At 58.8% G+C, this 25,306-nt stretch carries 28 protein-coding genes, 1 pseudogene and 1 riboswitch; of the genes and pseudogenes, 21 read left to right on the top strand and 8 right to left on the bottom strand.

The annotated features are described in order from the left end of the window. Positions 1–7 precede the first annotated feature (7 nt). Entirely contained in the window at positions 8–1,141 is a 1,134-nt protein-coding gene (locus tag AC6I8F_RS21990; protein ID WP_136545479.1) for an ROK family transcriptional regulator, read from the bottom strand. A gap of 285 nt (positions 1,142–1,426) precedes the next feature. Between AC6I8F_RS21990 and AC6I8F_RS21985 the strand changes: the two genes are divergently transcribed. The 9 genes from AC6I8F_RS21985 to AC6I8F_RS21945 all read left to right on the top strand — a co-directional run bounded on the left by AC6I8F_RS21985 (position 1,427) and on the right by AC6I8F_RS21945 (position 10,042). Next, the gene (locus AC6I8F_RS21985) at positions 1,427–2,962 is read left to right on the top strand and encodes an ABC transporter substrate-binding protein (RefSeq protein ID WP_059009281.1); all 1,536 of its coding nucleotides are present in this window, start codon (positions 1,427–1,429) and stop codon (positions 2,960–2,962) included. Positions 2,963–2,980: 18 nt separating this feature from the next. Continuing rightward, positions 2,981–3,901 carry an ABC transporter permease gene (locus AC6I8F_RS21980; RefSeq protein WP_021508908.1) on the top strand — a complete coding sequence of 307 codons (921 nt, stop codon included), beginning with the start codon at positions 2,981–2,983 and terminating at the stop codon, positions 3,899–3,901. Then, complete coding sequence (locus tag AC6I8F_RS21975; protein WP_021508909.1) at positions 3,901–4,767, top strand: ABC transporter permease; 867 nt, start codon at positions 3,901–3,903, stop codon at positions 4,765–4,767. Before AC6I8F_RS21980 ends, AC6I8F_RS21975 begins: the two co-directional genes overlap by 1 nt. Then, complete coding sequence (locus AC6I8F_RS21970) at positions 4,764–5,711, top strand: ROK family protein (RefSeq protein ID WP_498028883.1); 948 nt, start codon at positions 4,764–4,766, stop codon at positions 5,709–5,711. Before AC6I8F_RS21975 ends, AC6I8F_RS21970 begins: the two co-directional genes overlap by 4 nt. Before the next feature lie 186 nt (positions 5,712–5,897). Next, the gene (locus AC6I8F_RS21965) at positions 5,898–7,121 is read left to right on the top strand and encodes an MFS transporter (RefSeq protein WP_498028882.1); all 1,224 of its coding nucleotides are present in this window, start codon (positions 5,898–5,900) and stop codon (positions 7,119–7,121) included. Between the two features lie 71 nt (positions 7,122–7,192). Then, on the top strand, positions 7,193–8,242 hold the full coding sequence (locus tag AC6I8F_RS21960; RefSeq protein ID WP_288423539.1) for a catalase family peroxidase: 1,050 nt from the start codon (positions 7,193–7,195) through the stop codon (positions 8,240–8,242). Beyond that, a complete protein-coding gene (locus AC6I8F_RS21955; RefSeq protein WP_058781059.1) occupies positions 8,239–8,793 on the top strand; it encodes a cytochrome b in 555 nt (184 codons plus the stop codon). Before AC6I8F_RS21960 ends, AC6I8F_RS21955 begins: the two co-directional genes overlap by 4 nt. Beyond that, positions 8,793–9,296, top strand: a complete 504-nt coding sequence (locus AC6I8F_RS21950; RefSeq protein ID WP_058781060.1) for a sigma-70 family RNA polymerase sigma factor — start codon at positions 8,793–8,795, stop codon at positions 9,294–9,296. Before AC6I8F_RS21955 ends, AC6I8F_RS21950 begins: the two co-directional genes overlap by 1 nt. Then, positions 9,293–10,042 (top strand): anti-sigma factor family protein, encoded by a 750-nt coding sequence (locus AC6I8F_RS21945; RefSeq protein ID WP_104093413.1) that lies wholly within the window; start codon positions 9,293–9,295, stop codon positions 10,040–10,042. Before AC6I8F_RS21950 ends, AC6I8F_RS21945 begins: the two co-directional genes overlap by 4 nt. 1 nt (position 10,043) lies before the next feature. Here AC6I8F_RS21945 and AC6I8F_RS21940 read toward each other — a convergent pair whose 3' ends face one another. After that, on the bottom strand, positions 10,044–10,925 hold the full coding sequence (locus AC6I8F_RS21940) for a LysR family transcriptional regulator (protein WP_278427230.1): 882 nt from the start codon (positions 10,923–10,925) through the stop codon (positions 10,044–10,046). A gap of 123 nt (positions 10,926–11,048) precedes the next feature. Between AC6I8F_RS21940 and AC6I8F_RS21935 the strand changes: the two genes are divergently transcribed. Together AC6I8F_RS21935 and AC6I8F_RS21930 are read left to right on the top strand one after the other, a co-directional pair. Further along, positions 11,049–11,774 (top strand): pirin family protein, encoded by a 726-nt coding sequence (locus AC6I8F_RS21935; RefSeq protein WP_021508917.1) that lies wholly within the window; start codon positions 11,049–11,051, stop codon positions 11,772–11,774. A gap of 253 nt (positions 11,775–12,027) precedes the next feature. Then, positions 12,028–12,237 (top strand): YMGG-like glycine zipper-containing protein, encoded by a 210-nt coding sequence (locus tag AC6I8F_RS21930; RefSeq protein ID WP_031279978.1) that lies wholly within the window; start codon positions 12,028–12,030, stop codon positions 12,235–12,237. Between the two features lie 155 nt (positions 12,238–12,392). Here AC6I8F_RS21930 and AC6I8F_RS21925 read toward each other — a convergent pair whose 3' ends face one another. Then, positions 12,393–12,830, bottom strand: a complete 438-nt coding sequence (locus AC6I8F_RS21925) for a 6,7-dimethyl-8-ribityllumazine synthase (RefSeq protein ID WP_088517394.1) — start codon at positions 12,828–12,830, stop codon at positions 12,393–12,395. A 165-nt stretch (positions 12,831–12,995) separates the two neighbouring features. Beyond that, positions 12,996–13,115: riboswitch (TPP riboswitch) on the top strand. Between the two features lie 127 nt (positions 13,116–13,242). Here AC6I8F_RS21925 and AC6I8F_RS21920 point away from each other — a divergent pair. From AC6I8F_RS21920 to AC6I8F_RS21885, 8 genes and pseudogenes are all read left to right on the top strand, one after another. Beyond that, positions 13,243–14,187, top strand: coding sequence for an FAD-dependent oxidoreductase (locus tag AC6I8F_RS21920; RefSeq protein WP_125310227.1), 945 nt, complete (start codon positions 13,243–13,245; stop codon positions 14,185–14,187). Then, positions 14,171–14,368: a sulfur carrier protein ThiS gene (gene thiS, locus AC6I8F_RS21915; protein ID WP_010615679.1), complete on the top strand. Its 198-nt coding sequence runs from the start codon at positions 14,171–14,173 to the stop codon at positions 14,366–14,368. Before AC6I8F_RS21920 ends, thiS begins: the two co-directional genes overlap by 17 nt. A gap of 3 nt (positions 14,369–14,371) precedes the next feature. Next, positions 14,372–15,130 carry a thiazole synthase gene (locus AC6I8F_RS21910; RefSeq protein ID WP_498028881.1) on the top strand — a complete coding sequence of 253 codons (759 nt, stop codon included), beginning with the start codon at positions 14,372–14,374 and terminating at the stop codon, positions 15,128–15,130. Positions 15,131–15,140: 10 nt separating this feature from the next. Continuing rightward, the gene (locus tag AC6I8F_RS21905) at positions 15,141–16,109 is read left to right on the top strand and encodes a HesA/MoeB/ThiF family protein (protein ID WP_498028880.1); all 969 of its coding nucleotides are present in this window, start codon (positions 15,141–15,143) and stop codon (positions 16,107–16,109) included. A 77-nt stretch (positions 16,110–16,186) separates the two neighbouring features. Further along, positions 16,187–16,822, top strand: a pseudogene (locus tag AC6I8F_RS21900) (ABC transporter ATP-binding protein); the annotation flags it as partial. After that, on the top strand, positions 16,806–17,540 hold the full coding sequence (locus AC6I8F_RS21895; protein WP_498028879.1) for an ABC transporter permease: 735 nt from the start codon (positions 16,806–16,808) through the stop codon (positions 17,538–17,540). The pseudogene AC6I8F_RS21900 and the gene AC6I8F_RS21895, both read left to right, overlap by 17 nt. A 9-nt stretch (positions 17,541–17,549) precedes the next feature. Next, on the top strand, positions 17,550–18,479 hold the full coding sequence (locus tag AC6I8F_RS21890) for an ABC transporter substrate-binding protein (protein ID WP_498028878.1): 930 nt from the start codon (positions 17,550–17,552) through the stop codon (positions 18,477–18,479). 185 nt (positions 18,480–18,664) lie between these two features. After that, positions 18,665–19,132 (top strand): hypothetical protein, encoded by a 468-nt coding sequence (locus AC6I8F_RS21885; protein ID WP_021508925.1) that lies wholly within the window; start codon positions 18,665–18,667, stop codon positions 19,130–19,132. A 77-nt stretch (positions 19,133–19,209) separates the two neighbouring features. Here AC6I8F_RS21885 and AC6I8F_RS21880 read toward each other — a convergent pair whose 3' ends face one another. The 3 genes from AC6I8F_RS21880 to AC6I8F_RS21870 all read right to left on the bottom strand — a co-directional run bounded on the left by AC6I8F_RS21880 (position 19,210) and on the right by AC6I8F_RS21870 (position 21,282). After that, positions 19,210–19,509, bottom strand: a complete 300-nt coding sequence (locus tag AC6I8F_RS21880) for a helix-turn-helix domain-containing protein (protein ID WP_498028877.1) — start codon at positions 19,507–19,509, stop codon at positions 19,210–19,212. Further along, complete coding sequence (locus AC6I8F_RS21875; RefSeq protein ID WP_498028876.1) at positions 19,493–19,864, bottom strand: type II toxin-antitoxin system RelE/ParE family toxin; 372 nt, start codon at positions 19,862–19,864, stop codon at positions 19,493–19,495. Before AC6I8F_RS21875 ends, AC6I8F_RS21880 begins: the two co-directional genes overlap by 17 nt. Positions 19,865–20,364: 500 nt before the next feature. After that, the gene (locus AC6I8F_RS21870; RefSeq protein WP_021508930.1) at positions 20,365–21,282 is read right to left on the bottom strand and encodes a LysR family transcriptional regulator; all 918 of its coding nucleotides are present in this window, start codon (positions 21,280–21,282) and stop codon (positions 20,365–20,367) included. Positions 21,283–21,418: 136 nt separating this feature from the next. Here AC6I8F_RS21870 and AC6I8F_RS21865 point away from each other — a divergent pair, with 136 nt between their 5' ends. After that, positions 21,419–22,420 carry a zinc-binding alcohol dehydrogenase family protein gene (locus tag AC6I8F_RS21865; RefSeq protein ID WP_166710514.1) on the top strand — a complete coding sequence of 334 codons (1,002 nt, stop codon included), beginning with the start codon at positions 21,419–21,421 and terminating at the stop codon, positions 22,418–22,420. Positions 22,421–22,524: 104 nt separating this feature from the next. Beyond that, on the top strand, positions 22,525–23,178 hold the full coding sequence (nfsB, locus tag AC6I8F_RS21860) for an oxygen-insensitive NAD(P)H nitroreductase (protein WP_021508932.1): 654 nt from the start codon (positions 22,525–22,527) through the stop codon (positions 23,176–23,178). Between the two features lie 37 nt (positions 23,179–23,215). Here the strand turns inward: nfsB and AC6I8F_RS21855 are convergent, their stop codons facing one another. Together AC6I8F_RS21855 and AC6I8F_RS21850 are read right to left on the bottom strand one after the other, a co-directional pair. Further along, a complete protein-coding gene (locus AC6I8F_RS21855) occupies positions 23,216–24,595 on the bottom strand; it encodes a heavy metal sensor histidine kinase (RefSeq protein WP_498028875.1) in 1,380 nt (459 codons plus the stop codon). Then, positions 24,592–25,266, bottom strand: a complete 675-nt coding sequence (locus AC6I8F_RS21850; protein WP_059009258.1) for a heavy metal response regulator transcription factor — start codon at positions 25,264–25,266, stop codon at positions 24,592–24,594. Before AC6I8F_RS21850 ends, AC6I8F_RS21855 begins: the two co-directional genes overlap by 4 nt. Positions 25,267–25,306: the final 40 nt, after the last annotated feature.

Genomic DNA, 25,306 nt, shown 5'->3' with positions numbered 1-25,306 from the left:
GACTCCGCTAGTCGGGTAAGTGAACGATAAAACGGTAAGCCGCCACACTGGCTGCGGCGCGGGCCCAGCTCAACTGATCAATCGCCATGCTGGCGATGGGCGTCTTGCCCATGATTGAAGGCAACACGTGACTATCTACCGCCTGCATCACCACGGTTCTGAGCAGGCCGTCGAACGCATCCGGCTGATGGGCGATGACAATCATCTCCGGATCGTTCATCTGAATGATATTGGCGATGGCGAGGCCAAGTGCGTCACCTGCCTCGTGCAGAATGGCGATCGCGGCGCTATTGCCTTTCACCGCCAGCGTTTCCAGTCCGGCAACGCTGGTGCACGGCAGTTGTTTTTCGCGCATGCTTTCTCGCATCGCGGTGAGCGACGCCAGCGTGTCGAGGCAGCCGCGCTTGCCGCAGCGGCACGGACGCCCGCCGGGCTCTACGGTACAGTGAGCAATTTCACCGGCCCCACCGTGCGCGCCGCGGTGCAGCTGCCCCTGAAAGAAGTGCGCGGAGCCAATGCCGTCGCCGTGGGAAATCAGGGTGAAATTCCGTGCCTTTTTCGCCACGCCGAAAATCTTTTCGCTGACCGCCAGAGCTTTGGCATCGTTTTCCAGTGACACCTCCAGACCGGTTTGCGCGTTAAGCAGTGCCGCCAGCGGGACGTTTTTCCAGCCCAGCAGGGCAGACTGAACGCACACCGCCTGGTTTTCATCCACAAAGCCGGAAAGCGTGACGCCCAGCCCGATAAGCTGGTCGGCGGAGATGCCTTTTTGTGCAAGCAGACCGGGGATGGCGGCGGCCAGCGCACCAGCCAGCAGCGCAGGATCGGGATTCAGCGGCATGTGGGTACTGGCCAGGATGCGGCCGTGCATATCCGTCAGCACCAGATACACATCGTCACCGAGCAACGACGCACCGAGAAAATAGGCACTGTCGGCACGCATTTTTAATAACACCGAAGGCCGACCCTGACCGTTACTTTCCGGAATGCTCTCTTCAAGCAGTCCTGCGCTAAGCATCTCTTTGATTAAAGTGCTGATTGCGGCTTTACTCAGCTTCATTTTTTCCGCAATTGCCGTGCGGCTCATGCCATGCGAAGCAATTAATAAACGCAGAATTTGTTGCTGATGAGCATTAAGCATCAGAGTTCTCACGGCACAGGCTGTATTTGGCCGACATTAATCAGCCTTGAAAACAAATTCAAGCGTATTTAGTTTATTTTCTGAATGCAGATCGAATTATAAGTAAAATATATGAACTGACATCTTGGCTTTTGTTTGCAGAGTGTGCCTTATATAGCGTCGAGCCCGTTCATCTGCTGCCGTTAACACAACCAAAGCGTATGGCAGGCGATGGCGCGCATTGACGGTCAGCTGCCTGCCGGGCAATGACTCTTCACTCTTTGTCACTGATTCACTGAGGCCTTCATGCAAAGCACACTCAAGCATTTCAGGGTACTGACACTTGCCGCGGGTATTCTGGCGTCGTTTTCCAGCGCATCGGTTTTGGCTGCTCAGCTGGTCATTATGCAAAACGAACCGCCGCGCAGCATGGACCCGGGCAATCAGACCGCGACCTTTACCGGCACGGTGCTGGACCCGATGTATGAAGGCCTGACGCGGCTCGGTGACGATGGCAAAATCATGCCGGCCCTTGCGCTCTCCTGGCATGCCGACGACAGCGGACTGCACTGGGAATTTACGCTGCGTCCCAACGTTAAATTCCACGATGGCACGCCATTTAATGCCGATGCGGTCGTTGAAAACTTTCAGCGTCATCTGGATACGAAGCGCGGTCTTGCCGGAAGTGGGAAAATTCGCACCTTTATTCAGGACGTGCAGAAAAAAGATGACTTAACCGTCACCTTTACACTGAAGAAAATTAATCCGGCGTTTTTAACCGTGCTGGCCTCCGGTCCGGGATTAATGGTGAGTCCACAAGCTGACAAAGCCGGCACGATCAATAATAAAGCCGACGGTACCGGACCCTATAAACTGGCGCAGTATAAATCCGGTGAATTTGTCCTGGAGCAGAAGAATCCGGACTATTGGGGCAAGTCTGCCGGGCCGGACGAAATAAAATGGACCTGGAGCAGTGAGCCGTCAGTCATGAATATGGCGCTGCAATCCGGTCAGGTCGATATTATTAACCCGGTGCCGCCGCAATTTGCCGGCATGTTAAAAAATAATCCCGGCGTGCAGTTAAAACAGTCGCCGGGCGCGGCGGTATTCTGGATCGATCTCAATACGCAGAGTAAAGCCCTCAGCGATGTCAGAGTACGCCAGGCGCTGAACTTCGCGACCGACCAGCAGGCGCTGGTAAAAGCGGTGATGTTTGGTTATGCGCAGCCGGCCAATTCCCCACTGGCGCCGGTCGATGCCAACTACGACAAAGCGTTGCATGACTATCCATATGATGTGCAGAAAGCCAAAGATCTGCTTAAGGCAGCGGGCTATGCCGACGGCTTCGCCATGTCGATTGCCGTGCAGGCACCTGACGCACGTACCGCGCAGGTTCTGCAGGGTATGTGGAGCAAAATTGGCGTCAAACTCAGCGTGCGCCAGATGGAGAGCGGCGTATGGGCCAAAGCGGCGTTTGCCGATGCCAAAGAGAAAGCCGCGCAGGGTACGGACGCGGTGCTGGCGTCCTGGTCCTCGGGGCTGTACGGCTCGGATCTGCAGTTGCGTCCGCTGTATCACAGCAGCAGCTTTGCGCCCGGCGGGGCTAACCTCGGCTTCTTCAGCGACAAACGTACCGATGAGCTAATCGATAGCGCCGCCTCCACGCTCGACGATGCCCAGCGCAAAGCGCTCTATTTCCAGGCACAGCAGCGGATCAGCGGACTCGCCCCGCAGGTGCTGCTCTACTATCAGGACGATCTGTATGCGACGCGCAAAAATATCAGTGGCGTGACAATGCAACCGGGCGGCCAGATTGTGGTCCGTGATGCCGTGAAGAAATAGTGCTGATGGCTGATTGATATGAAAGCGTATGTCGCAAAAAAGGTGCTCTCGCTGCCGTTGATTATCTTCGGTGTGTCGATCATCGTGTTTATCGCCATCCGCGCGTTGCCGGGCGATCCGGCACGCCTGATGGCCGGCCCGGAAGCGCCGCAGGAAGCGGTGGACAGTATGCGCGTGCGCCTCGGGCTGGATCAGCCTTTGCCGCTGCAATACGTCAGGTTTGCCGGTGAAGCGCTGCATGGCAATCTCGGGCTGTCGCTGCAGTCGCAGCGTCCGGTGATGACCGAAATCAGCGAACGCCTGCCGTACACGCTGTCGCTGGCGGCGCTGGCGTACCTGCTGGCGATTGCCATCGGCGTGCCGGCGGGCATGACCGGGGCCATTTACCGGCAGCGCATTCCCGATCAGATCGTCATGGTACTGACCATTGCCGGTGCCTCGATTGCGAACTTCTGGCTGGCGTTGCTGGCGATGAACTACTTTGCGGTACAGCTCGGCTGGCTGCCGCTACTCGGTGCTGATTCGTGGCGCAACTATGTGATGCCGACCGTTACGCTGGCGATTCTCCCGATGGCGATGATTGCGCGGATGACGCGCTCCAGCATGCTGGATGTGCTCAGTCAGGATTACATCCGTACCGCCAGAGCCAAAGGGTTATCGTCGGCCAGCGTTAACTGGAAACACGCGCTGCGCAATGCGCTGATACCGATTGTCACCATCGTCGCGCTGAATTTTGGCAGCCTGATCGGAGGTGCAGTGGTGACAGAGTCGGTGTTTAACTGGCCGGGTATTGGCCGCCTGCTGGTGGATTCGGTGAAATACCGCGACTATCCGGTGATTCAGGGCGTAACGTTAGTGGCGGTAACCGGCGTGGTGTTGATGAATCTGGTCGGTGAGATAGTGATTGGCTTGCTCAACCCGAAAATAAGGTTCGACTGATGAACAGTTTCGACACGTCTCTCCAGCCGCCGCCCGCGCGCCGCCGCCAGATCGTGAGGTTTTTGCTTGGCAACCCTTCCATCACGACCGGAGGCGGGCTGGTGCTGCTGGTGGTGCTGGCTGCCCTTTTCGCACCGCTGATCACTCACTGGGATCCCATCGAGCAGGATCTGTTGAACACGTTGCAGGCACCTTCCGTTGCCCACTGGTTCGGCACCGATGATTACGGCCGCGATATTTTTGCCCGCGTCATTTATGGCGCGCGCATCACGCTATTTGAGGTGAGTCTCAGCGTGGCCATCTCAATGGCGATCGGCATTCCTCTGGGCATCATCTCGGGGCTGGCCGGACGCAAAATTGATGCGCTGATCATGTGGCTGATGGATATTATTTTCGCCTTCCCCGGCATCGTACTGGCGATTCTGATTGTCAGCGTGCTTGGCGAGGGGCTGACAAACATGCTGATCGCCATTTCGTTGTTCTCGATCCCGGTGTATGCACGTCTGAGTCGCAACCTGACGCTGGGACTGAAAAACATGGAGTATATCGAAGCGGCGCATATGCTTGGCGTGCGATACCCGCGCATTATCACGCACTATATTCTGCGCAACGCCATTGGCCCGCTGATTGTGCAGTCGACGCTAACGGCTGGTGCGGTGGTGCTTTCTGCCGCCAGTCTGTCGTTTCTCGGGCTCGGCGTGCAGCCGCCGATGCCGGAGTGGGGCACCATGATGAGCGATGGCCGCAACTTTCTCGGGCTAAATATTTACGTCTCCCTATTTCCCGGACTGGCGATTTTGATTACCGTGCTCGGTTTTAATGTGCTGGGCGACGGCCTGCGCGATGTAATGGATAAACGTTTATGACTCATCCGCACTCAACCGTGATCTGCCTCGATTTGGGCGGCTCCTTTATTAAGCTTGGCATGATGGATGCACAGGATCGGCTAACGCTGCTCGATCAGCAAAAAATCCCGGCGACGGACTGGCAGGCATTTTGCGCCAGAGTCAGCGAGATGATCGCCGGGCAGCATAACCATTTCAGCAGCCAGGCGGCTGTCGCCATCTCTACGGCGGGCATTGTGGCACCGCAAACCGGCGAAATGTTTGCCAGCAACATCCCGGCTTTTCACCGGCGTAATCTGGCGCGGGAACTGGGTGAGGTGCTGCAGCGGCCAGTGATCGCACACAACGACGCCGACTGCTTTGCCCTGGCCGAGGCGCTGGCCGGCAGCGGCAAAGGGCACAAAGTGGTGTTTGGCGCGATTCTCGGTTCCGGCGTGGGCGGTGGTCTGGTGGCGGACGGCCGCATTATTACCGGACAAAACGGCCTGACCGGCGAATGGGGCCACGGGCCGATTACCCTCACGGAAGTGACGCTGGCGCATCGTCGCGTGCGCGTGCCGCGCCAGGCGTGCCCGTGCGGCCAGACAGGGTGTCTGGACACCTATGGCGGCGCGCGCGGACTGGAAACGCTGCATCAGGTATTGCACGCTGAAAGCGCCAGCAGCGTGGAAATCATTGCCCGCTGGCAGCAGGCAGAAGCGCGGGCGCAGCAGACGATAGAAGCCTGGCTGCAACTGGTGAGCGAGCCGCTCGCCTACACCATTAACATTACCGGCGCGTCGCGGGTGGCGGTAGGCGGCGGCCTGGCTTCGGTCACCCCGCTGATTACTGCGCTTAATGATGCGGTGCAGCGCTGCGTGTTGCGCAGCACAGCGCATGCGCTGGTGGTGCCGGGCGAGTTTGCCCATCAGGGCGGCATGGTGGGCGCGGCGCTGCTGGCGCGGCAGGCGCTCAGCGCGTCCTGAGTTTTTGCCCTTTCGGCCGTTGCTGGCGCTTTTCGGTTACCGTGTTGCGCTCAAGACTTCGTTGAATCCGATTCAACCTTAAATGCGCTAAGCTTGACGCGCTAAAACCCGCAGCAAAGAGGCTGGTGAACAGACACTGTCGCCAGCCTCTTTGCTGTTTTTTTCACCTGCGGTACGGATAAAAACATGTCATCAGTACAACCTCAACTCTCTCAGCTCCCGGACGAGGCCTCGCTGCCGCGTCACAGCGTGCCAAAAGCGCTGTTCGCGCTGGGCACCGGCGGATTTGCCATCGGCACCGGTGAATTTGTCATCATGGGCCTGCTGCCCGATGCGGCGAAAGGCCTGAACGTCACCATTCCTGAAGCTGGCCATCTCATCAGCATTTATGCCCTCGGCGTAGTGATTGGCGCGCCGCTGCTGGCTATTCTCGGCGCGCGGGCTTCACGGCGTAATTTCCTGATGACGCTGATGGGCCTGTTTGCGCTGGGTAATCTGCTGAGCGCTGTCGTGCCGGGCTACCCTGCGATGCTGGTGGCCCGCTTTCTGGCGGGCTTTCCCCACGGCACCTTCTTTGGCGTGGCGGCGCTGGTGGCGGCAGGACTGGTGGAGCGCGCGCGGCGCGCGCAGGCGGTGTCGATGGTGCTGCTGGGATTAACCATCGCCAATCTGATTGGCGTACCTGCCGTTACCGCCATCGGCCAGTGGTTTGGCTGGCGTGATGCGTTTGCCATTGTTGGCGGACTGGCGCTGCTGACGCTGCTACTGGTATGGCTTTGGGTACCCAATATGGCCGGTGATAAGCAGGCCAGTCCACTGCGCGAACTCTCGGCGCTGACGCGCAAGCAGGTCTTGCTGACGCTGGCGATTGGCGCGATTGGCAGCGGCGGCATGTTCTCGGTATTCAGTTACGTTAAACCCACCATGATGGAACTGGCCCACCTGCCGGAAAATCTGGTACCGGCGATACTGGCGCTGTTTGGTCTTGGCATGATTATCGGCAACCTTGTCGGGGGACGTCTGGCCGATCGCGGGCTGGAGAAAACCATCCGCATTATACTGGTGTGGTCGCTGCTGGTATTGAGCGCATTTGTTTTTGCCGCGCATTATGCGCTGGCGGGCGCGCTTAACGTGATGCTGGTCGGTACCATGGTGGCGCTGGGAAGCGTGCTACAGATCCGCCTGATGGATGTGGCCGGTGATGCACAAACCCTCGCGGCAGCGCTTAATCACTCGGCGTTCAACATTGCTAACGCGCTGGGGGCGTGGCTCGGCGGCATCACCATTTCCGCCGGGCTGGGCTGGCAGTCCACCGGCTGGGTTGGGGCCATTCTGTCCGTGCTGGGGCTGCTGATTCATGCCATTGCGGTGCGCGATGCGCGCCGGACGCCGGCGCTGGTCATAAAATAATTTTTACCGCGCGGGAATAAACGCCGCGCTGGTTCGTCTTATGCCCACTTTTCCTTACTGAGTTGGCTAAGATGAACTTCAAACCTACGGTCAGACATCTGCCGTTGTTACTGCTGGTGGTCATTATTCCCGGATTACTGCTGGTGCTGTTTCTTGCTGCAGGCGGTTGGCTGACGCCGCAGCACCTCAGTGCGCAAAGTCTGGTGCAGTCGCTGCAGCAAAACAGCGGTGTGCATCCGGGATACCGGCGCAATCATGCCAAGGGCGTGTGCGTTACCGGTGATTTTACCTCCAGCGGCAACGCGGCGTTTCTGTCACGCGCCAGCGTTTTCCAGCCGGGTACGGTGCCGGTGATTGGCCGCTTTGCCATTGCCGGCGGTAATCCGCACGCGCCGGACTATGGCGTGCCGGTGCGCAGCCTGGCGCTGGAATTTCAGCTGGCGCACGGCGAGCAGTGGCGTACCGGCATGAACGCGCTGCCGTTTTTCCCGGTCAGTACGCCGCAGGCTTTTTACGATCAGCAGCAGGCCAGTCGACCGCTGCCGCAGACTGGCAAACCTGATGCGCAAAAGCTGATGGCGTTTACCGTTGCCCATCCCGAAGTTAAACCGTTCTTTGCCTGGGTGAAAACCCATGTACTGGCCGCCAGCTGGGCACAGGAGCAGTACAACAGCCTGAATGCCTTCCGCTTTACCAATGCGCAGGGGGAAACGCGCTTTGTGCGCTGGAGTCTGGTGCCGCGTACGCCATGGCAGCCGATCAGTGCGGCACAGCAGCAGCAGCCGGATTATCTGCAGAGCGACCTGCACAACCGGCTGGCGGCCGCACCGCTAAAGTGGGATCTGGTGATCAGCGTGGCTCAGCCCGGTGATGCGGTGAACGATGCCAGCAAGGTGTGGCCAGCCGATCGGCAACAGGTTGTTGCCGGTACGCTGACGCTGCGCGACAGCAGCCCGCAACAGGGCGGCAGCTGCAATGACATCAATTACGATCCGCTGATTCTGCCGCAGGGCATCAGCGGCTCGGACGATCCGCTGCTCAACGCGCGCTCTGCCGCTTACGCAAAATCTTTCAATCTGCGCACGGCTGAACAGGCGCACCAGCAGGAGAAAAAATCATGAGTCACCAGACAACCCTGTTTCATCCGCTGCTGCGCATCGTACACTGGTTGATGGCGCTGGCCGTGCTGACCATGCTATTTATCGGTGTGGCGATGGTGGCGGATATCTCGGCTGCCCATTCACTGCTGCTGGCGATACACAAACCACTCGGCGTGGCGATCGCGTTGCTGGTGGTCGTGCGTATCGGGCTGCGGCGTTACTATGGTGTGCCCGCCATGCCCGCGTCGGTGCCGGGCTGGCAGCAAACGGTGGCTCATTTGACCCATCTGGCGCTCTATTTACTGATGCTGGCGCAACCGCTGGTAGGCTGGGCGATGCTGTCGGCAGGCGGGTTTCCGGTGACGATTGGCGAAGGTCTGGTGCTGCCGCCGCTGCTGCCGGTTAGCGTGGAAAGTTATGCCGTGCTGCGTCCGTTACACTCGCTGCTGGCGTTTAGTCTGTTCGCGCTGATCCTGGCCCATCTGGCCGCCGCGCTGCTGCATGGTCTGATTTTACGGGATGGCGTGCTGAGTAGCATGACCGGCCTGCGCCGGGTGCGAGAGCAAAAATAATGTCTGCATTGAGCGATGACGAAATCCGCGCATTACTGCCGCATTTGCAGCGTTTTGCGCTGGGGCTGACGCGTGAGCGCATGGCCGCTGAGGATCTGGTACAAAACACGCTGGTCAAAGCACTGGACGCGGCGCGCGATGACACGCGCAGTCTGCGTGCCTGGCTGTTTTCCATTCTCTGGCATCAGTTCATTGATGGCGAACGGCGCCGCAAGCGCTGGCAGGCGATTATGACGCTGTTCAGCCGCGCCGAACCCTTTGCCGAGTCGGCTGAGCATCACGCCATCGCCGATGAGATGCTGGCGCTGTTCGCCCGTCTGCCGGCTGACAGTCGCGCATTGCTGCTCCTGGTTAACGTGGAAGGCATGCGTTATCAGGAAGCGGCTGACACGCTGGACATTCCGCTGGGCACCGTGATGTCACGGTTGTCGCGGGCGCGAAAACAGTTGCAGCACATGACCGAAGGCCTGCCGGCCCCGGTGACGTTGAGGAGATTAAAATGAATATCCCGCCCGATGAGAACCAGCTGCACGCCTGGCTGGATGGTGAACTGGATAGCGCCAGCCATCAGGCCGTCAGCGACTGGCTGGCGCAGCATCCTGACGTCGCCGCCCAGGTTGAGGGCTGGCGTCAGGACAAGCTGCGCTTGCAACAAAGCCTGCAACGCAACATGGCGCGAAACGCCTTTACGCCACTGCAGCCAGCACAGCTGCGCCAGCGGCGTGCGCGACAGCGTTATCAGCGGCTGGCGCTGGCCTGCTCGCTGGTGCTGGCGTTGGGGATCGGCAGTCTGTCCGGCTGGCAGATGACTGAACGCTTACAGAATCATCCGTTACCGATGGAGGATGCGGTACAGGCTTACCGGTTATTCGGCGATGGCGCGCAGCAGGCGACGATGGACATTAGCACCCATCAGACGACACAGCTGGCCAGCTGGCTGGGCCGCTATTTTATCAACGGTACGCTGCCGCCCAATCTGGAGCGCTTTGGCTATCAGCTCATCGGCGCGCGCCTGATGGCGAATGAGCATGGCGCCTCGGCGCTGGTGCTGTATCAGACCGCCAGCGGCACGCGCGTTGGCTGGTACATCCGCCCGCAGACCGTGCGGCTGGAAAAGGGGTCGCGCCAGGCGGACAACCTGGTGGCGCAATACTGGAGCGATCGCCACTATAACTATGCGCTGGTGAGCCCGATGAGCGGCGAAGCCGCACCGGCGCTGCGTGCTGCGATAGGCAGCGAAGTGGGCTGATTCATTTGCCTGCCAGCTTGGCCTGCAGGAACGTCATAAATACCCGATTGATCTCGCTGCGCTGGCGATGCTGCGGATAAAGCGCATTCAGGTGCAGCGAGGCCGGATGCCAGTCATCCAGCACCGTTACCAGCTCACCACGCGCCAGCGCCGGAGCCACGATAAACTCCGGCAGCAGGATCAGCCCCAACCCGGCGACGGCCGCATCACGCAGCATTTCTCCGTTATTGCTGACCATCGGTCCCTGGACCGCCAGCACTTTACGCGTGTCGCCCTGAAACAGCTCCCAGCCGGTCTGGCTTTCACGTCCATAGCGCAGACAGAGATGTTGCAGTAGATCCTCCGGCTCACGCGGTGCGCCGGCACCCTGCAGGTAGGTCGGGCTGGCACAGATTACGCGGCGGAATTCCCCCAGCCGTTTGGCGATCAGGCTGGAGTCCGGCAGCGTGCCGATGCGGATCGCCATATCAAAACCTTCACCCACCATATCCACATGCCGATCGGCCAGTTCCACCTGGAACTGGATACCGGGATGCTGGCTCAGGAATTCGGCGATATAAGGGGAGAGATGGCTGATGCCGAACGACATCGGCACGCTGAGACGAAAACTGCCGCGCAGCACCTGACGACGACCAGACATCGCCAGTTCGGCTTCCTGCACATCATCCAGAATGCGCTGCGCATGCTGGGCAAACAGCTGACCGTTGTCGGTAACGGACAGTTTGCGCGTATTGCGATTCAGCAAACGCGCCCCGAGTGACTCTTCCAGCGCGGCGATGCGTCGGCTGACGTACTGCTTGGAGAGCATCAGCTGTTCAGCCGCAGCGGTAAAGTTGCCCGCTTTGATTACGGCGACGTAAATCCGGAGATCTTCAATCTGCATATTGTCCACTTATCTGTGACAGTCATTGTCATACAGGTGCATTGTTGGGCAAATCAGTTTACGTATACTGGTCAGCAACGGGAAGGGCCTTCGCCCTCCAGCTAAAAATTTAAGGAGCAGACCATGATTGAACAACGACTGTCCGAACAACGTGGCTTAGGCGATCACGGCTGGCTGCATTCACGCCATACCTTTTCGTTTGCCAGCTACTGGGACCCTCAACAGACCGGTTTCTCCGATCTGCTGGTGATTAACGATGATCAGGTAGCACCGGGTCGCGGTTTCGGTGCACATCCGCATAACAACATGGAGATTATCTCCTACGTGCTGGAAGGCGCGCTGGAGCATAAAGATTCCATGGGTACCGGTTCGGTTATCGTGCCCGGTGACGTGCAGCTGATGAGCGCCGGCAGCGGCGTGACGCACAGCGAGTTTAACCATTCGAAACAGGACAATGTGCACTTCCTGCAGATCTGGATTGTGCCGGCAGAACGCGGTACCGAGCCAGGTTACCAGCAGGTGTCAGTGGCAGAGGCCGACAAACGCGGCCAGCTGCGCCTGATTGTTTCGCCACAAGGCGACAACGGCTCGCTGCGCGTACGTCAGGATATGCGTATTTACGCGGGACTGTTTGACGGTGCCGAGCAGCAGACGCTGGAACTGGCTAACGATCGTTATGCTTATATTCATGTGGCGCGGGGCAGCATTGAAGTGAATGGCGTGAGTTTTAAAGCCGGCGACGGCGCGCGCGTACGCAATGAGACGGCGCTGCAGTTCGCTAACGGTAACAATGCTGAAGTGCTGGTGTTTGATTTACGACCAGTCGAAGTTAATCACCCGCAGCGTTAATTCATTGCGCGGTAAGTCAGCGAGGCATGGCGTGAACCTTCACTCCATGCCTTTTTATTTGGCTTAAGGTACGAATAATAACCAGCGCCTGACAGGTCCGGCATAAAATAGGAATTTTTACCTTCCACAAAAATGCAAAGCCCCTTAAATTTGCCTCCAGGATAAGCACGCTACGCCAGGTATTTGGCGGCTAAACAACAAACAAAGTTAACACTATTACATTCCATTAGAATTAATGGTAATGAGGATTTTGATGGTTTTAAAACGCAGCTTTAATATCGCAGTGGTATTGGTTTTAGCCTTTTCTGTAACGGCTTGTGGCATGTCTCATCGTGGCCGTAACACCGCCATTGGCGCCGGTGTGGGTGCGGTCGGCGGCGCCGTTCTGACCGGCGGCAGCACCTTCGGTACCCTCGGCGGCGCGGCTATCGGCGGCCTGATTGGTCACGAAGTCAGCCGTTAATTTCACCGTTACTCAGGATTTCGCCAGCCGGAATGCTGGCGAAATCATTTCACTTCATAACCTGCCGTCAATAGCCCCGCGTTGAAATATTCATCGGCCAGAAATTTCTTTATTTAATCCGGCCATCAATTATTACCGCTACCGCTTAAAAAATATTAATCGATCTGTAGCTGATGAATCATCAGAGCGGCGCGTGCGGCTTCTTTGCCTTTTTTAATAAAATGTTCGGTATAAAACGCTTCAATCGCATCGACCGGCTGAAAATTGTGCGGAGTGAGTGATACCGAAAACACCGGAACATTGGTGGCCAGCTGCACATTCATCAGGCCATCGACAACGGCCTGCGCGACAAAGTCATGGCGATAGATGCCACCGTCGACCACCAGCGCGGCGCAGACAATCGCATCAAATTTGCCGGTTTCGGCCAGGCGTTTGGCCAGCAGCGGCATTTCAAACGCGCCGGGTACGTCATAGCTTTTTAAAGTATTTTCGACGCCTTGTTCTGCCAGTTCCTGCTCAAATCCTACCAGCGCGTTGTTCACGATCGCCTGATGCCATCCTGCTTTAATAAAAGCCACACGAAACTTATTCATAATGCTTCCATGATTAGCTGAAAAATTTATAAGTGAATAATAAAAAAGTCTTTTTTATCATCTGCCCGCTATCCGTCTGGTATACCATATGTTGCAATTTTGATCCACAACGCGGGCAGCGCGGTTAACGTGCTGCTTGACGCCAGCCAGCGCCTGCAATACAAATAGACGCGTCGGGGGAGTCTCGCCTGAGAGACTGAGAGGCTAATAGCGCACTGCGCGGCTTAGCGACCCTTTGAACCTGACCCAGTTGATACTGGCGTAGGAAGACTGACGGCTTCATGTGCAAAGCCGTCTGGCGCAAAGGCGAGCCCGATCGCTGGCGTCGATTCCCTTCACCTGTATCTGCGGGTCTCAGTTATCACTGAGAGGCCGATGTGAATTTCCCAGATTATTTACCGGAACGTTGTTCATGAGCCGCTGGAGCGTGCTCGGTAGCGGCGTGTCCGGGCTTTGTGTTGCCACGCTATTGGCTGAGCGCGGCGAAACCGTCGAGGTCATTGATGATGAAGCGCGTCAGCCTGCCTCGTGGTTTGCCGGTGGCATGCTGGCGCCGTGGTGTGAAGCAGAAAGCGCGCCAGCGGAGGTGATTACCCTCGGCCAGCATGCTGCGGCCTGGTGGCAAACGCGCGTCAGCAGCGTGGTGCATCAGGGTACGTTAGTGCTGGCACCGCCGCGTGATAACCCGGAGTTAAACCGCTTCGCGCGCATGACGACGGCGCATCAATGGGTTGATCCGGCGTCGCTTGAACCGGCGCTGGAAAACCGGTTTGCGCGCGGACTGTTTTTCCCGCGCGAGGCACATCTCGATCCGCGCCGCGCGCTGTCTGAGCTGCGTGACAAACTGCTGCAGCGTGGCGTCCGCTTTGATGCGCGCCAGCCCTCGGGCCGGATCATTGACTGTCGCGGTATCCATGCCAGAGCGCAACTCTCCGGCCTGCGCGCGGTGCGCGGGGAAATGCTGATCCTGCAGAGTCATGAGGTGTCATTTTCCCGGCCGATTCGTCTGCTCCATCCGCGTTTTCCCTGTTATCTGGTGCCGCGTCGCGACGGCCACTTCATGCTCGGTGCCACCATGATCGAAAGCGACGATGCCAGCGCTATCAGCGCGCGCGCCATGATGGAACTGCTCAGCGCGGCCTACACCCTGCATCCGGCGCTGGCGGAAGCGCGCGTCATCGAAAGCGGCAGCGGTCTGCGTCCGGCATGGCCGGCTAATCTGCCGGAAATCCACTATCACAACGGTATTTTTTATCTTAACGGCATGTATCGTCACGGTTTTCTGCTGGCACCAATGATGGCAGAACAGCTGATGCAGCGCCTGTCCGGGGAGGTTAGCGATGAATATTCAGCTTAACGGCCGCACCATCAGCACTGAGGCCACCAGCCTCAGCGAATTGCTGATCGAACAGCAAATTGACGCGGCCTGTGTTGCCACTGCCTGCAATGGCGATTTTGTGCCGAAAAGTCAGTATGCCAGCCTGCAGTTACAGGAAGGCTGGCAGCTGGAAGTCCTGTCACCGATGCAGGGAGGCTGAGCGATGTTTTACGATTTTACACCGCAGTCACGGTTGCTGCTCGGCACCGCAGGCTACCCTTCACCGGCGATTTTGCAGCAGGCGATCGCCACATCCGGCAGTGAAATTATCACTGTCAGCTTGCGCCGCGAAGGCACGGCGGGCGCGACTTTTCGCGAGCTGCTGACAGGCCTGAATGTGCGCGTGCTGCCCAATACCGCTGGCTGCCACACGGTCAAAGAGGCCGTCACTACCGCGCACATGGCGCGCGAGTTGTTTAACACGCCGTGGATCAAGCTGGAAGTGATTGGTCATGCCGACACGCTGCAGCCCGATCCGTTCGCGCTGGTCGAAGCGGCACGCATTCTGTGCGCCGACGGCTTCCAGGTGTTTCCCTACACCACGGAGGATCTGATTGTCGGTGAAAAACTGCTGGCCGCCGGCTGTGAACTGCTGATGCCGTGGGGCGCGCCCATCGGCTCCGGCCAGGGATTGCGAAATATTGACGGGCTGCGGGCGATGCGAGCCTGGTTCAGCGATATTCCACTGATCATTGATGCCGGCATCGGCGCGCCCTCACAGGCAGCGCAGGCGATGGAGATGGGCTTCGATGCCATCCTGCTCAATACCGCCGTGGCGAAAGCGGGCGATCCGGTGGCGATGGCGCGCGCGTTCAGCCAGGCGATCGCCGCCGGGCAGGGCGCGCGCGATGCCGGGCTGATGGAGAAGCGTGATATGGCCGTGGCCTCAACGCCGATCTTCGGCCTCGCTAACCTGAACTAAGGAGCGCGAAATGGAACGCTACCAACGCCAGATGATGCTGCCGGAAATTGGCGTCGTCGGGCAGCAGAAACTGGCTCGCGCCCGCGTGCTGGTAGCCGGTGCCGGTGGGCTGGCCGCCACGCTGCTGCCTCAGCTGACGGGCGCGGGCGTCGGTCAGCTGTGTCTGTACGATGATGATCAGGTCGCGCTGCATAACCTGCATCGCCAGACGCTGTTCACCCTGCAGGATGTGGGTCGCAGCAAAGCTGTGGCGGCGCAGCAGGCTTTGCAGCAGCGCAATCCTGAGGTGCAAATCGAAGCGGTGCCCGAGGCGCTGAGCGCCAGCAATATCGCGCAGGCGCTGACGGGGTGCGATCTGGTGATTGATGACGCCGATAACTTCGCGGTGACTTACCAACTGTCTGATGCCTGTTTCCATGCGGGCATACCGCTGATCAGCGCCTCGGTGCTGGGTCGTCAGGGCTATGCTGGCGGTTTTTGCGGCGGCGCGCCGAGCTATCGTGCGCTGTTTCCGCAGCTGCCTGCTTCCGCGGCTAACTGTAACACCGCTGGCGTGATGGGCCCGGCCGTGGCGGCGCTGGGGGCGATGCAGGCGCAGATGGCGCTCAGCGTACTGCTCGGGCTGCAACCCTCACCGCTCGGCTGCATGGTCAACTGTGACTTCGTAAGCTGGCACTTTCGTTCGTTCCGCTTTGATGCGGCACAGGAACCGGCCCAGCCCGGCGTGCCGTTTATTGATGCTCACCTGTTACAACCCGGAGACTGCATTGTGGAGCTGCGCAGCTGCGAAGAGGCGCCTGCCAGCGTGGCCGATCGGGTTGAGCGCGTATTGCCGCACGAACTGGACGCCTGGCAGCCACCGGCGGATCGCCGCATCGTACTGGTCTGCGCCAGCGGCATCCGGGCGGCGCAGGCGGCCAGCGCGCTGGCAGAGCGCGGCTTTAATCAGCTGGCGATTCTGGCGGCGCGCCGGCCATGACGCAGGACATCCGCTTTGACCAGGTGAGCTTTGCCTGGGGCGAAAAACAGCTATGCGATCGGCTCAATTTGCAACTGCGCGGCGGCAAAACCACGGTGCTGCTGGGCTGCAGCGGCATTGGTAAAAGCACGCTGCTGCGTCTGGTGGCCGGCTTAGTGCAGCCGCAGCAGGGCAGCCTGAGCGGTATTGCGCAGCACGTGGCATGGATGGGGCAGCAGGATCTGCTCTATCCGTGGCTGACGGTGCTGGAGAACGTGATGTTGACGGCGCGTCTGAGCGGTGCGAAGCCGGACCGCGTGCGGGCGCACCATTTGCTGGCGCAGGTGGGACTGGAAGACGAGGCGCAAGCCGCGCCCTCACAGCTCTCGGGTGGTATGCGGCAGCGGGTCGCGCTGGCGCGCACGCTGTATGCGCAGCGCGAGCTGGTGCTGATGGATGAGCCGTTCGCCACGCTGGATGTGATGACTAAACACCAGCTGCAAACGCTGACCGCGACGCTGCTGCGCGGCAAAACGGTGCTGCTGGTGACCCACGATCCGCTGGAAGCCTGCCGTATGGCCGATGACATTCTGCTGTTGCACGGCCAGCCGCTGCAGATGACGCACTGGCCTGTGCCGAACGGTACGGTGCCGCGCGCGCTCAATGATGCCGGACTGCTGCAGGCGCAGGCCGAACTCTTTTCCCGACTGAATTCCTATGAAAAAGGTGAGTAGTGGTATCTACCTGATCGCGGTGGTGCTGGGCGTATGGCTGCTGGCGCGCCACAACGGTGTACCGGCATTTCTGCTGCCGGCACCGCAGGCGGTGCTGGAGGCTCTGTGGCAAAAGCGGCAGCTGCTCGCGCATCACGCAATGTTTACGCTGGCGGAAATTGTGCTGGCGCTACTGCTGGGCGTTGGCGGTGGCGTGGTGCTGGCGGTGCTGATGGCTTCCAGCCCGCTACTGCGTCGGGTGCTGTTTCCGCTGGTGACGGCCAGCCAGTCCATCCCGGTATTTGCGCTGGCCCCGCTGCTGGTGCTGTGGCTGGGTTTTGGCATCGCGTCAAAAGTCGTGGTGGCGGCGCTGATTTTGTTTTTCCCGCTGTGCCTGTCGCTGTTCGACGGTTTATGCCGTACGCCTGCCGGCTGGCTGGAGCTGGCGCAAACGCTGTATCCCTCGCGCTGGCGAATTTTCTGGCGCGTGCGCTGGCCGGCTGCGCTGCCGCAGTTTTTCGCCGGCCTGCAAATGGCGGTGGTGCTGGCACCGATTGGGGTGGTAATCGGCGAGTGGGTTGGTGCCAGCGAAGGGTTGGGCTACCTGATGATGCAATCCAACGCGCGGCTGGAAACGGCCACCAGTTTTGCCGCACTGCTGCTGTTAATGAGCCTGGCGCTGCTGCTCTCAGCGGTCGTGGCGCTGGTGCGTAAAAAATTTCTCTGGCAATCATACTAAGGAACTTGAGTGAATAGACTTCTTCGTGCCATCGCTTCGTTACTGCTGCTGGCCACCATCAACGCGCAGGCAGCCGAAAAGGTGCGGCTGCTGCTCGACTGGTTCATTAACCCTAACCACGCGGCGATCTTTGCCGCTCAGTACAGCGGGGCGTTTCAACAGCAGGGGCTGGATGTCGAGATGATCGCACCGGCGGATTCCGCGTCGGTACCGCTGTTGCTGGCGGCAGGCAAGGCGGATCTGGCGATTAGCTATCAGCCGCAGCTCTATACGCTGGTGGACAAGCAGGTGCCGGTGATTCGGGTTGGCACCTTGATTAACCAGCCGCTGAACACCCTGACAGCGGTATCGGGCGATATTCACAGTATTAAAGACTTCGCCGGTAAATCGATTGGCTATGCGATTCCCGGCGCGGAAGATGTGGCTATCCGCAACATGCTGAAATCGCAGGGCGTCGACGTTAACAGCGTGAAACTGGTAAATCTGAATATGGACGCCGTCTCCGCGCTGCTGACGCATAAAATTGACGGCGCGCTGACCATCTTCCGTAACTACGAGCTGCTGGATTTGCAGGACAAAGGCGCAAAGCCGGTGTCGTTTAAACCGGAAGATTACGGCGTGCCGGCCTACGATGAGTTGATCATTCTGGCCAATCGCAACACAGCGGCAAACGATCCTCGCATCCCGGCATTTCTGCGTGGGCTGGATGCGGGCATCGCATGGCTGCGCGCTCACCCGCATCAGGCGTGGCAGGCGTTCATTAAGCGTTACCCTGAACTGGATACACCGCTCAATCATCAGGCCTGGCAGGCGACGCTGCCTTATTTTGCAACGCACAGTGCGGAATTTAATCAGGCGCGTTATCAGGTATTTGGTGAATATATGAAAGCCAACGGGCTGATCACCACCGTGGCGCCGCTGGCGCGCTATTCACTGTAATTCGTCCGCTTGCGTCGTTTTTCCGGGTCGGGAGAACGGCGCGCGTTGACATTGCGTGCGGCCGGGGGACAAACGGAGACCCGCATCCCCGGTTTTCGGAAAATACTGGATTTCTGTGACTGTTATCACTGCGCGGGTAACGCTAAAATAAATACTTCTCATTTAGCAGAAGGTTTTTCGTCACGATGTTTTCGCGTTTCACACTGGCCACGTTAACGGCCACACTCCTGCTCACCGGCTGCGCGCGTCATGCTGCCAGCGACAGCAGCGCTGATGCTGCCGCCGCAGAAGCCCCGGTTACCGCTTCCGCTCCGGTCGAAAACAACGACAGCGCTTCGCCGTTTGCCAGCGGACCGACCGTCATCAATGTCTCCCATCTGGTGACGCGCACCGACGATGGCTCATCCGTGTACGTGACGGTGGATGGCCAGGAAGCCGGACTGCTGCAAAAGGGCGAGAGTAAAGAGCTCCGCGTTCCGGCCGGTAAACACCAGATTGGCGGCTACGTGCAAACACTGTTTGGTTTTGGCAAAGTGACGATTCCTGCGGTCGATGTCACCACAGACACCAATGGCCCGAAAAACGTGGTCTATTCCGTTACGCGGCAAAAACCGCAGTTCAGCGAAAGCGCTGCCACGCCAAACAACTCCTGATTGACTGCGGTGCGGGCCAGATGTCGGCACCGTTGATCGAAGTCTGGGGCAGGGCGTAATGCGCTCTGCCTGAACGGTCAGATAATTAAGTCGACATGCTTGCCACCCGGCATCTTTACACCCAGCGTCAGCTCTCCACCCAGCGCCTCAATGTAGCGCTTCAGCGTGGAGATTTTTAACTCTGCGCCACGCGCTTCCATCGCCGCCACAGATGACTGGGCAATGTGCATGGCCTGCGCTTGCTGACGCTGAGTCCGCTGCATCTGCTCACGTAATTGGTAAAGCTGGTATTCAAGACGCATCTGGCTGACGCGTTCATCGACCTGATGTTGCTGTTCGGGCGTCAGCGCCGCCAGCATCTCATCCAAGGTTTTCATTATGAGTTTCCCCGATTGCGTTCAGATGATGATGGTATTCGGTTTCGGCAATGTGAAGCATCTGCTGATAGAAACGCTTCTGATTTTTACCCTGTTTGTTGCCGGCACACAGCACAATCGCATGGCGGCGCGGATCGAAAACAAAAAAGCTGCGGATGGGACGACCTTTACTTTGCACGCGTATCTCTTTCATATTGGGCACCCGCGATAACATCAGGGTATCAACGAAAGGGCGGCCGAGGTGCGGACCGTCCTGCGCCAGAAGCTTCATGGCGGCAAGCACGTCGAGACGCAACGCTTCATCCTGAACCTGCAACCATTTCCAAAACCGATCTGTTGCTTCAACCTGCCACACGATGCCATCCTTGATAGCCTGTAGTCTATTTTATCGCCTGCAGTCTATCAAGGCTCGCGGATTAAAAAATCCGTGACGGGGAATTTATCTCATCTTTCGAGTTTGGCTCGCAAAAAACAGCGGCAAAGCGCAGCGCAATAAGCCATCAGTGCATCAACGCATACACGACATCAATGGCGTTGATGACCAGGAAGAACAGGATAATGTGGGTGAGGGCATTAACGGACATCGCTTTGGGTTGAGACATCATCAGTCCTGAATAATTAACGTGAATACAGTGAAGTAACGTTAAATATTACCTGTTAAGAATAAGATTACTATGCTGTGCCACGGTTATCAGAGGTGCCGGACGGCTGCGTTCTCATGTGCGGGTTCAGAAGGCGCAGCATTTCATCCGCTTGCGGCCGCGCGTCCTTAATTTTAAAGATAAATCGCAGAGGCATTCGCCTGATGGCTGGTCCGGATTGCGTGGCTGATGGCGTCGAGGCGCAGCGGTGAGATTAAATCGCCGGTAAGATTTGCGCCGTCAGAGTGCGTAAATGCTCACGCAGTAATTGATGTAAAGCGCGAATCGCCGGCGAGAATTGTTTGCGATGCGGGCAGATTAAATGCAGCGGCGTGCTTTCGCCTGGCAGCTGCGGCAGCACCCGTTCCAGCCGGCCATGCCTGATATCGTCGCAGACATCAAGCCAGGATTTATAAGCAATCCCCATTCCGGCAATTGCCCAGCGGCGCGCCACTTCAGCGTCGTCGCACAGCAGCCGGCTTTTCACCGTGACTTGCCGCCGCATCCCTTCCTGCGGAAAAGTCCATTTATCATACACGTGGCCGCCCATGACAAACGGCAGACAGTGATGCTGTGCCAGATCCTCGAGTTTTTCCGGACGGCCATGTCGATCGAGATAATCGGGTGCGGCGACCATCACACGGCGGTTTTCTTCCGCCAGCGGTAGCGCGACATAGCTGCTGTCCTCCAGCTTACCGTAGCGAATAGCGATATCCACCGGATCGCGGAACACGTCACTCACCTGATCGGAAAACGAGAGACGCAGCCCGAGCGCCGGATGCGCCCGGCAAAATTCTGTCAGCAGCGGCAGAATAATATGGCGGCCGATGTCAGATGGTAGGGCGATTTTCAGCTCGCCGCTCAGGGCATCGTCGTGGCTTTGCAGGCTTTCCGCACCGGCGTGCATTAGCGCCAGCATCTCCTGCGCGAACGGCAGATACTTTTCACCTTCCGCCGTTAAACGCAGGCTGCGCGTTGAGCGCGCAAACAGGCGGCGATCGAGATCGCGCTCCAGCCGCTGAATGGCGGCGCTGACCTGACCGGGCAGCAGGTTGGCTTCGCGCGCTGCGCGGGAAAAACTGCCCAGCGCGGCAGAGCGCACAAACAGGGTGACATCTTCTAAACGAATCATCGACGTTCTCACCATTATCGGGATTTTCACTCTACGAGTGAAAGTGTTGTCCTGCAACAGGCATTTTTCCCGGCGTGATGTCTGGCTATGCTGCTGTCAACACCCTGAAAATATTCACTCACCTGGAGCCTGTTGCATGAAAGCGATTGTTTATAGCCAAAACGGTTTACCGATTTCAGATGAAAATGCGTTGTATGAACTGGACGTGGCGAAACCGCAGCCAGGCGCACGCGATCTGCTGGTAAAAATCAGCGCGATTGCGGTTAACCCGGTTGATACCAAAGTGCGTGCTGGCGCCCCGACAGACACGCCGCGCATTCTCGGCTGGGATGCGGTGGGCGTGGTCGAGGCGGTGGGCAGCGATGTCACGCTGTTTCAGCCCGGCGATGAAGTTTACTACGCTGGCGACATCACACGCGCTGGCAGCTATGCCGAGTACGGACTGGTGGATGAACGCATCGCCGGACTCAAGCCGCGCACGCTGAGCGACGCCGATGCCGCCGCGCTGCCGCTGACGTCGCTCACCGCGTGGGAACTGCTGTTCGATCGCCTGGAAATTGATGCTGCCGACGAAGGCACATTGCTGATCATCGGCGCGGGCGGCGGCGTGGGTTCGATGCTGACGCAGCTGGCGCGCAAACTGACCCGACTGACGGTCATTGGTACCGCCTCTCGCCCGGAAACCGCCGACTGGGTGCGCTCGCTGGGTGCCCATCATGTTATCGATCATCAGCGTCCGCTGGGCGAGCAGCTGGCAACGATTGGCCATAAAGAGGTGCGCTACGTGGCCTCACTGACCCATACCGACAGCTACTATCCGCAGTTGATCGATGTGCTGGCTCCGCAGGGCAAACTGGCGCTGATTGACGATCCGGAAACACTGGATGCGGTACCGCTGAAGCGCAAAGCCATCTCGTTGCACTGGGAACTGATGTTTACCCGCTCGCTGTTCCATACCGCCGATATGCAGCGCCAGCATCAGATTCTGCAGCAGGTGAGTCAGCTGATTGACGATCAAACCCTGCAGACCACCGCTGGCGAGCATCACGGCAGCATCAGCGCGGCCAACCTGCGTAAAGCGCATGCGCTGATTGAAAGCGGTCGCGCACGCGGCAAGATTGTCCTCAGCGGCTTTTAAGTCATTAAAACACTTAAGGTTAACCGTCCGTCAGCCCGGGCGGTTATGGTAGCGACTTTGCTATTTATCTGCGCTCTGGCGCAATCTTCAATCAGGAGACTCTCATGACCCTTAATGATGCGGTTGCCCGCCGTCACACCGTAAAAGCTTTCTCTGCGGGCAAAACGCTGCCACAGCAGGAGATCGACACGCTGCTTAACCTGCTGCGCAACAGCCCGTCATCGGTTAACTCGCAGCCGTGGCACTTTGTTGTCGCATCGACTGCAGAAGGGCGGGAAAAGATGGCGCAATCCACCAGCGGCGCGTTCATTTACAACAACCCTAAGGTGCTGAACGCCTCACACGTGATTGCGCTGTGCATGCGCACCGATCTGGATGAAGCGCACCTGCAAAATGTGCTGGCGCAGGAAGAGAAGGACGGGCGTTTTGCCAAACCCGAAGCCAAAGCCGGTCAGGATAAGAGCCGCCGCAGCTATGTGGATATGCACCGTTATGAGCTGCGCGACGTGCCGCAGTGGATGGAGAAACAGGTCTATCTGGCGCTGGGCGGACTGTTACTGGGCGCCGCGATGCTCGGCATTGATGCCACCCCGATGGAAGGCTTTGATGCGCGCGCACTTGACCAGGCGCTGGGCCTGCGTGAACAGGGCTTTACCAGCGTGGTGCTGGTTTCGCTTGGCTATCGCAGTGAGGAAGATTTCAACGCCACGCTGCCGAAATCGCGTCTGTCGCAGGACGAAATTTTCACGTTTATCTAAGGGACTTAACCAGGTGCGCACCTGCGCACCTGCGCGCTTAACGTGGGAACCGCAGGCAGAAACGGGTAATGCCGTGTTCGCTGCTCACCGTGCAACTGCCCTGATGCAGTTGCATGATCCCGCGCACGATCGACAGACCCAGTCCGCTGCCGCCCTGCTGGCGTGACGCATCGGCGCGCCAGAAGCGGTCAAACAGGCGTGCCTGCTGCGCCTGACTTAGCGTCGGCCCCTGATTTTCCACCATCAAAAGCACGGCGTCTGGCTGCGGAATGCTGGAGACGTGAATGGTGCCGTCGCGCGTGCCGTAATGCAGCGCGTTAGCGATCAGATTCGCCAGCGCGCGCTGTAACAACTGCGGATCGGCGTGCAACTCGCCGTGAAGCGAGATGACAAGCTGCATGCCATGCTCTTCCGCCATGCCCTCAAAATAGTCACTCAACCGCTCACCCAGCGTGGTCAGATCGATGCGTTGCCTGTCCAGCGCCTGGCTGGCGTCTGCGGCTTTGGCGAGAAACAGCATGTTATCAATCATCTTCGCCAGCCGCTCCAGCTCCGCATAATTGGAACCCAGCAGCGTTTGATACTCGCTGACGCTGCGCGGCTGGTTTAGCGCCACTTCCGTCTGGCCAAGCAGCGTGCCAATCGGCGTGCGCAGATCGTGTGCCATGTCCGCTGAGACCTGGCTAAGTTGCTGATAACCTTGCTCCAGCCGGCTCAGCATCTGGTTGAGCGCCGCCAGCAGCGGTTGCAGCTCGCCTGGCGCACTGGTCAGTTCAATGCGATGCGACAGCCGCCGCACGTCGATTACCCCGGCTTCCGCTGCCAGCCGGCGCAGCGGCGTCAGGCCGCGGCGCACCAGCAGCACACTGATCGCGGCGACCAGCAGCGCCGCCAGCGCGGTGCACAGGATAATCTGGTGGCGATAGCCGGTGAGGGTCTGCGTGCGGTCGCTCATCAGGCGACCGGTGATGATTTCGATCTGGCCGCTGCCATCGCGCGTTGGTGTTAACGCGGCGGCGGCGATAAACGGCGTGCCGTCTGCCGCCTGCTGATGGTGGACCGATTGCAGGGTTAACGGCTGATCGGCGGCGACCGGCGTAATGGCTGGCACCGGACGCCCGCCGGGGTTGATCACGATCAGCGGCGGCTGGCCGGGAAAGCGCAGCACCAGCAACGATTCGGTATTGCCCAGCATGTTGGCGAACAGCCGCGGCTTCTGCTGAATCAGCGTCAGCGCATCTTCATCGCGCAGCAGCGTGCGCATTTGATCGATGCGCGTCAGCAGGGCTGCGTCATCGCGCACGCCGATCTGCTTCGCCAGTGCGTGATACAGCGCCATGCCGCTGAGTGTAAAAATGACCACCACCGTAGCACTGAGCATTAGCGAAAGGCGGACGGCGAGCGAGCGGGGTTTCATGTTTCAGCTTCGCAGCGATAACCGACACCGTGCACGGTATGAATTAATGGTCGGGTAAAAGGGCCGTCAATTTTCTGCCGCAGCCGTTTTACCGCCACATCCACTACGTTGGTGTCGCTGTCAAAATTCATATCCCAGACGCGCGACGCAATCACCGTGCGCGTCAGTACCTCGCCGGGATGCAGCAGAAACAGATGCAGCAGATTGAACTCTTTGTTGGTCAGGTCGATGCGCTGTCCGGCGCGCTCGACCCGGCGACGGGCAATATCCAGCTGCAGATCGGCCAGCGTCAGGATGTCGGGCAGCTTCTGCTGGCTACCGCGCCGCAATTGGGTGCGCACGCGCGCCAGCAGTTCGGCGAAGGAGAAGGGTTTGACCAGATAGTCATCGGCACCCAGTTCCAGCCCTTTGATGCGATCTTCCACCGTGCCTTTGGCGGTGAGGAAAATCACCGGCGTGTGCAATTGCTTATCCAGCTGCGCCATCACCTCCCAGCCATTGATGCCGGGCATCATCACATCCAGCAGAATCAGATCGTAATGGTGCTCCTGCGCATAAAACAGGCCATCCTGACCGTTTTCCGCCACGTCGACGATAAAACCGGCCTCGGTCAATCCTTTGCGCATGTAATCACGCGCCCCGGCTTCATCTTCTATCACCAATATTTTCATGCGATCTCCCGGCAGTGGTGGCCGCTTGCTGATGGCGGGC

The organism is gamma proteobacterium symbiont of Axiagastus rosmarus, from assembly GCF_059730925.1.
This window is presented reverse-complemented; position numbering and strand designations above follow the sequence as displayed.

Excerpts from the sequence above, each read along its gene's own strand:
- AC6I8F_RS21935 (WP_021508917.1), top strand. The coding sequence starts at position 11,049 with ATGATTGAACAACGACTGTCCGAACAACGTGGCTTAGGCGATCACGGC.
- AC6I8F_RS21980 (WP_021508908.1), top strand. The coding sequence starts at position 2,981 with ATGAAAGCGTATGTCGCAAAAAAGGTGCTCTCGCTGCCGTTGATTATC.
- AC6I8F_RS21975 (WP_021508909.1), top strand. The coding sequence starts at position 3,901 with ATGAACAGTTTCGACACGTCTCTCCAGCCGCCGCCCGCGCGCCGCCGC.
- thiS (WP_010615679.1), top strand. The coding sequence starts at position 14,171 with ATGAATATTCAGCTTAACGGCCGCACCATCAGCACTGAGGCCACCAGC.
- AC6I8F_RS21880 (WP_498028877.1), bottom strand. The coding sequence starts at position 19,509 with ATGAAAACCTTGGATGAGATGCTGGCGGCGCTGACGCCCGAACAGCAA.
- AC6I8F_RS21940 (WP_278427230.1), bottom strand. The coding sequence starts at position 10,925 with ATGCAGATTGAAGATCTCCGGATTTACGTCGCCGTAATCAAAGCGGGC.
- AC6I8F_RS21850 (WP_059009258.1), bottom strand. The coding sequence starts at position 25,266 with ATGAAAATATTGGTGATAGAAGATGAAGCCGGGGCGCGTGATTACATG.
- nfsB (WP_021508932.1), top strand. The coding sequence starts at position 22,525 with ATGACCCTTAATGATGCGGTTGCCCGCCGTCACACCGTAAAAGCTTTC.
- AC6I8F_RS21990 (WP_136545479.1), bottom strand. The coding sequence starts at position 1,141 with ATGCTTAATGCTCATCAGCAACAAATTCTGCGTTTATTAATTGCTTCG.
- AC6I8F_RS21895 (WP_498028879.1), top strand. The coding sequence starts at position 16,806 with ATGAAAAAGGTGAGTAGTGGTATCTACCTGATCGCGGTGGTGCTGGGC.
- AC6I8F_RS21945 (WP_104093413.1), top strand. The coding sequence starts at position 9,293 with ATGAATATCCCGCCCGATGAGAACCAGCTGCACGCCTGGCTGGATGGT.
- AC6I8F_RS21960 (WP_288423539.1), top strand. The coding sequence starts at position 7,193 with ATGAACTTCAAACCTACGGTCAGACATCTGCCGTTGTTACTGCTGGTG.
- AC6I8F_RS21865 (WP_166710514.1), top strand. The coding sequence starts at position 21,419 with ATGAAAGCGATTGTTTATAGCCAAAACGGTTTACCGATTTCAGATGAA.
- AC6I8F_RS21925 (WP_088517394.1), bottom strand. The coding sequence starts at position 12,830 with ATGAATAAGTTTCGTGTGGCTTTTATTAAAGCAGGATGGCATCAGGCG.
- AC6I8F_RS21955 (WP_058781059.1), top strand. The coding sequence starts at position 8,239 with ATGAGTCACCAGACAACCCTGTTTCATCCGCTGCTGCGCATCGTACAC.
- AC6I8F_RS21965 (WP_498028882.1), top strand. The coding sequence starts at position 5,898 with ATGTCATCAGTACAACCTCAACTCTCTCAGCTCCCGGACGAGGCCTCG.
- AC6I8F_RS21870 (WP_021508930.1), bottom strand. The coding sequence starts at position 21,282 with ATGATTCGTTTAGAAGATGTCACCCTGTTTGTGCGCTCTGCCGCGCTG.
- AC6I8F_RS21950 (WP_058781060.1), top strand. The coding sequence starts at position 8,793 with ATGTCTGCATTGAGCGATGACGAAATCCGCGCATTACTGCCGCATTTG.
- AC6I8F_RS21910 (WP_498028881.1), top strand. The coding sequence starts at position 14,372 with ATGTTTTACGATTTTACACCGCAGTCACGGTTGCTGCTCGGCACCGCA.
- AC6I8F_RS21970 (WP_498028883.1), top strand. The coding sequence starts at position 4,764 with ATGACTCATCCGCACTCAACCGTGATCTGCCTCGATTTGGGCGGCTCC.
- AC6I8F_RS21905 (WP_498028880.1), top strand. The coding sequence starts at position 15,141 with ATGGAACGCTACCAACGCCAGATGATGCTGCCGGAAATTGGCGTCGTC.
- AC6I8F_RS21985 (WP_059009281.1), top strand. The coding sequence starts at position 1,427 with ATGCAAAGCACACTCAAGCATTTCAGGGTACTGACACTTGCCGCGGGT.
- AC6I8F_RS21930 (WP_031279978.1), top strand. The coding sequence starts at position 12,028 with ATGGTTTTAAAACGCAGCTTTAATATCGCAGTGGTATTGGTTTTAGCC.
- AC6I8F_RS21855 (WP_498028875.1), bottom strand. The coding sequence starts at position 24,595 with ATGAAACCCCGCTCGCTCGCCGTCCGCCTTTCGCTAATGCTCAGTGCT.
- AC6I8F_RS21885 (WP_021508925.1), top strand. The coding sequence starts at position 18,665 with ATGTTTTCGCGTTTCACACTGGCCACGTTAACGGCCACACTCCTGCTC.
- AC6I8F_RS21920 (WP_125310227.1), top strand. The coding sequence starts at position 13,243 with ATGAGCCGCTGGAGCGTGCTCGGTAGCGGCGTGTCCGGGCTTTGTGTT.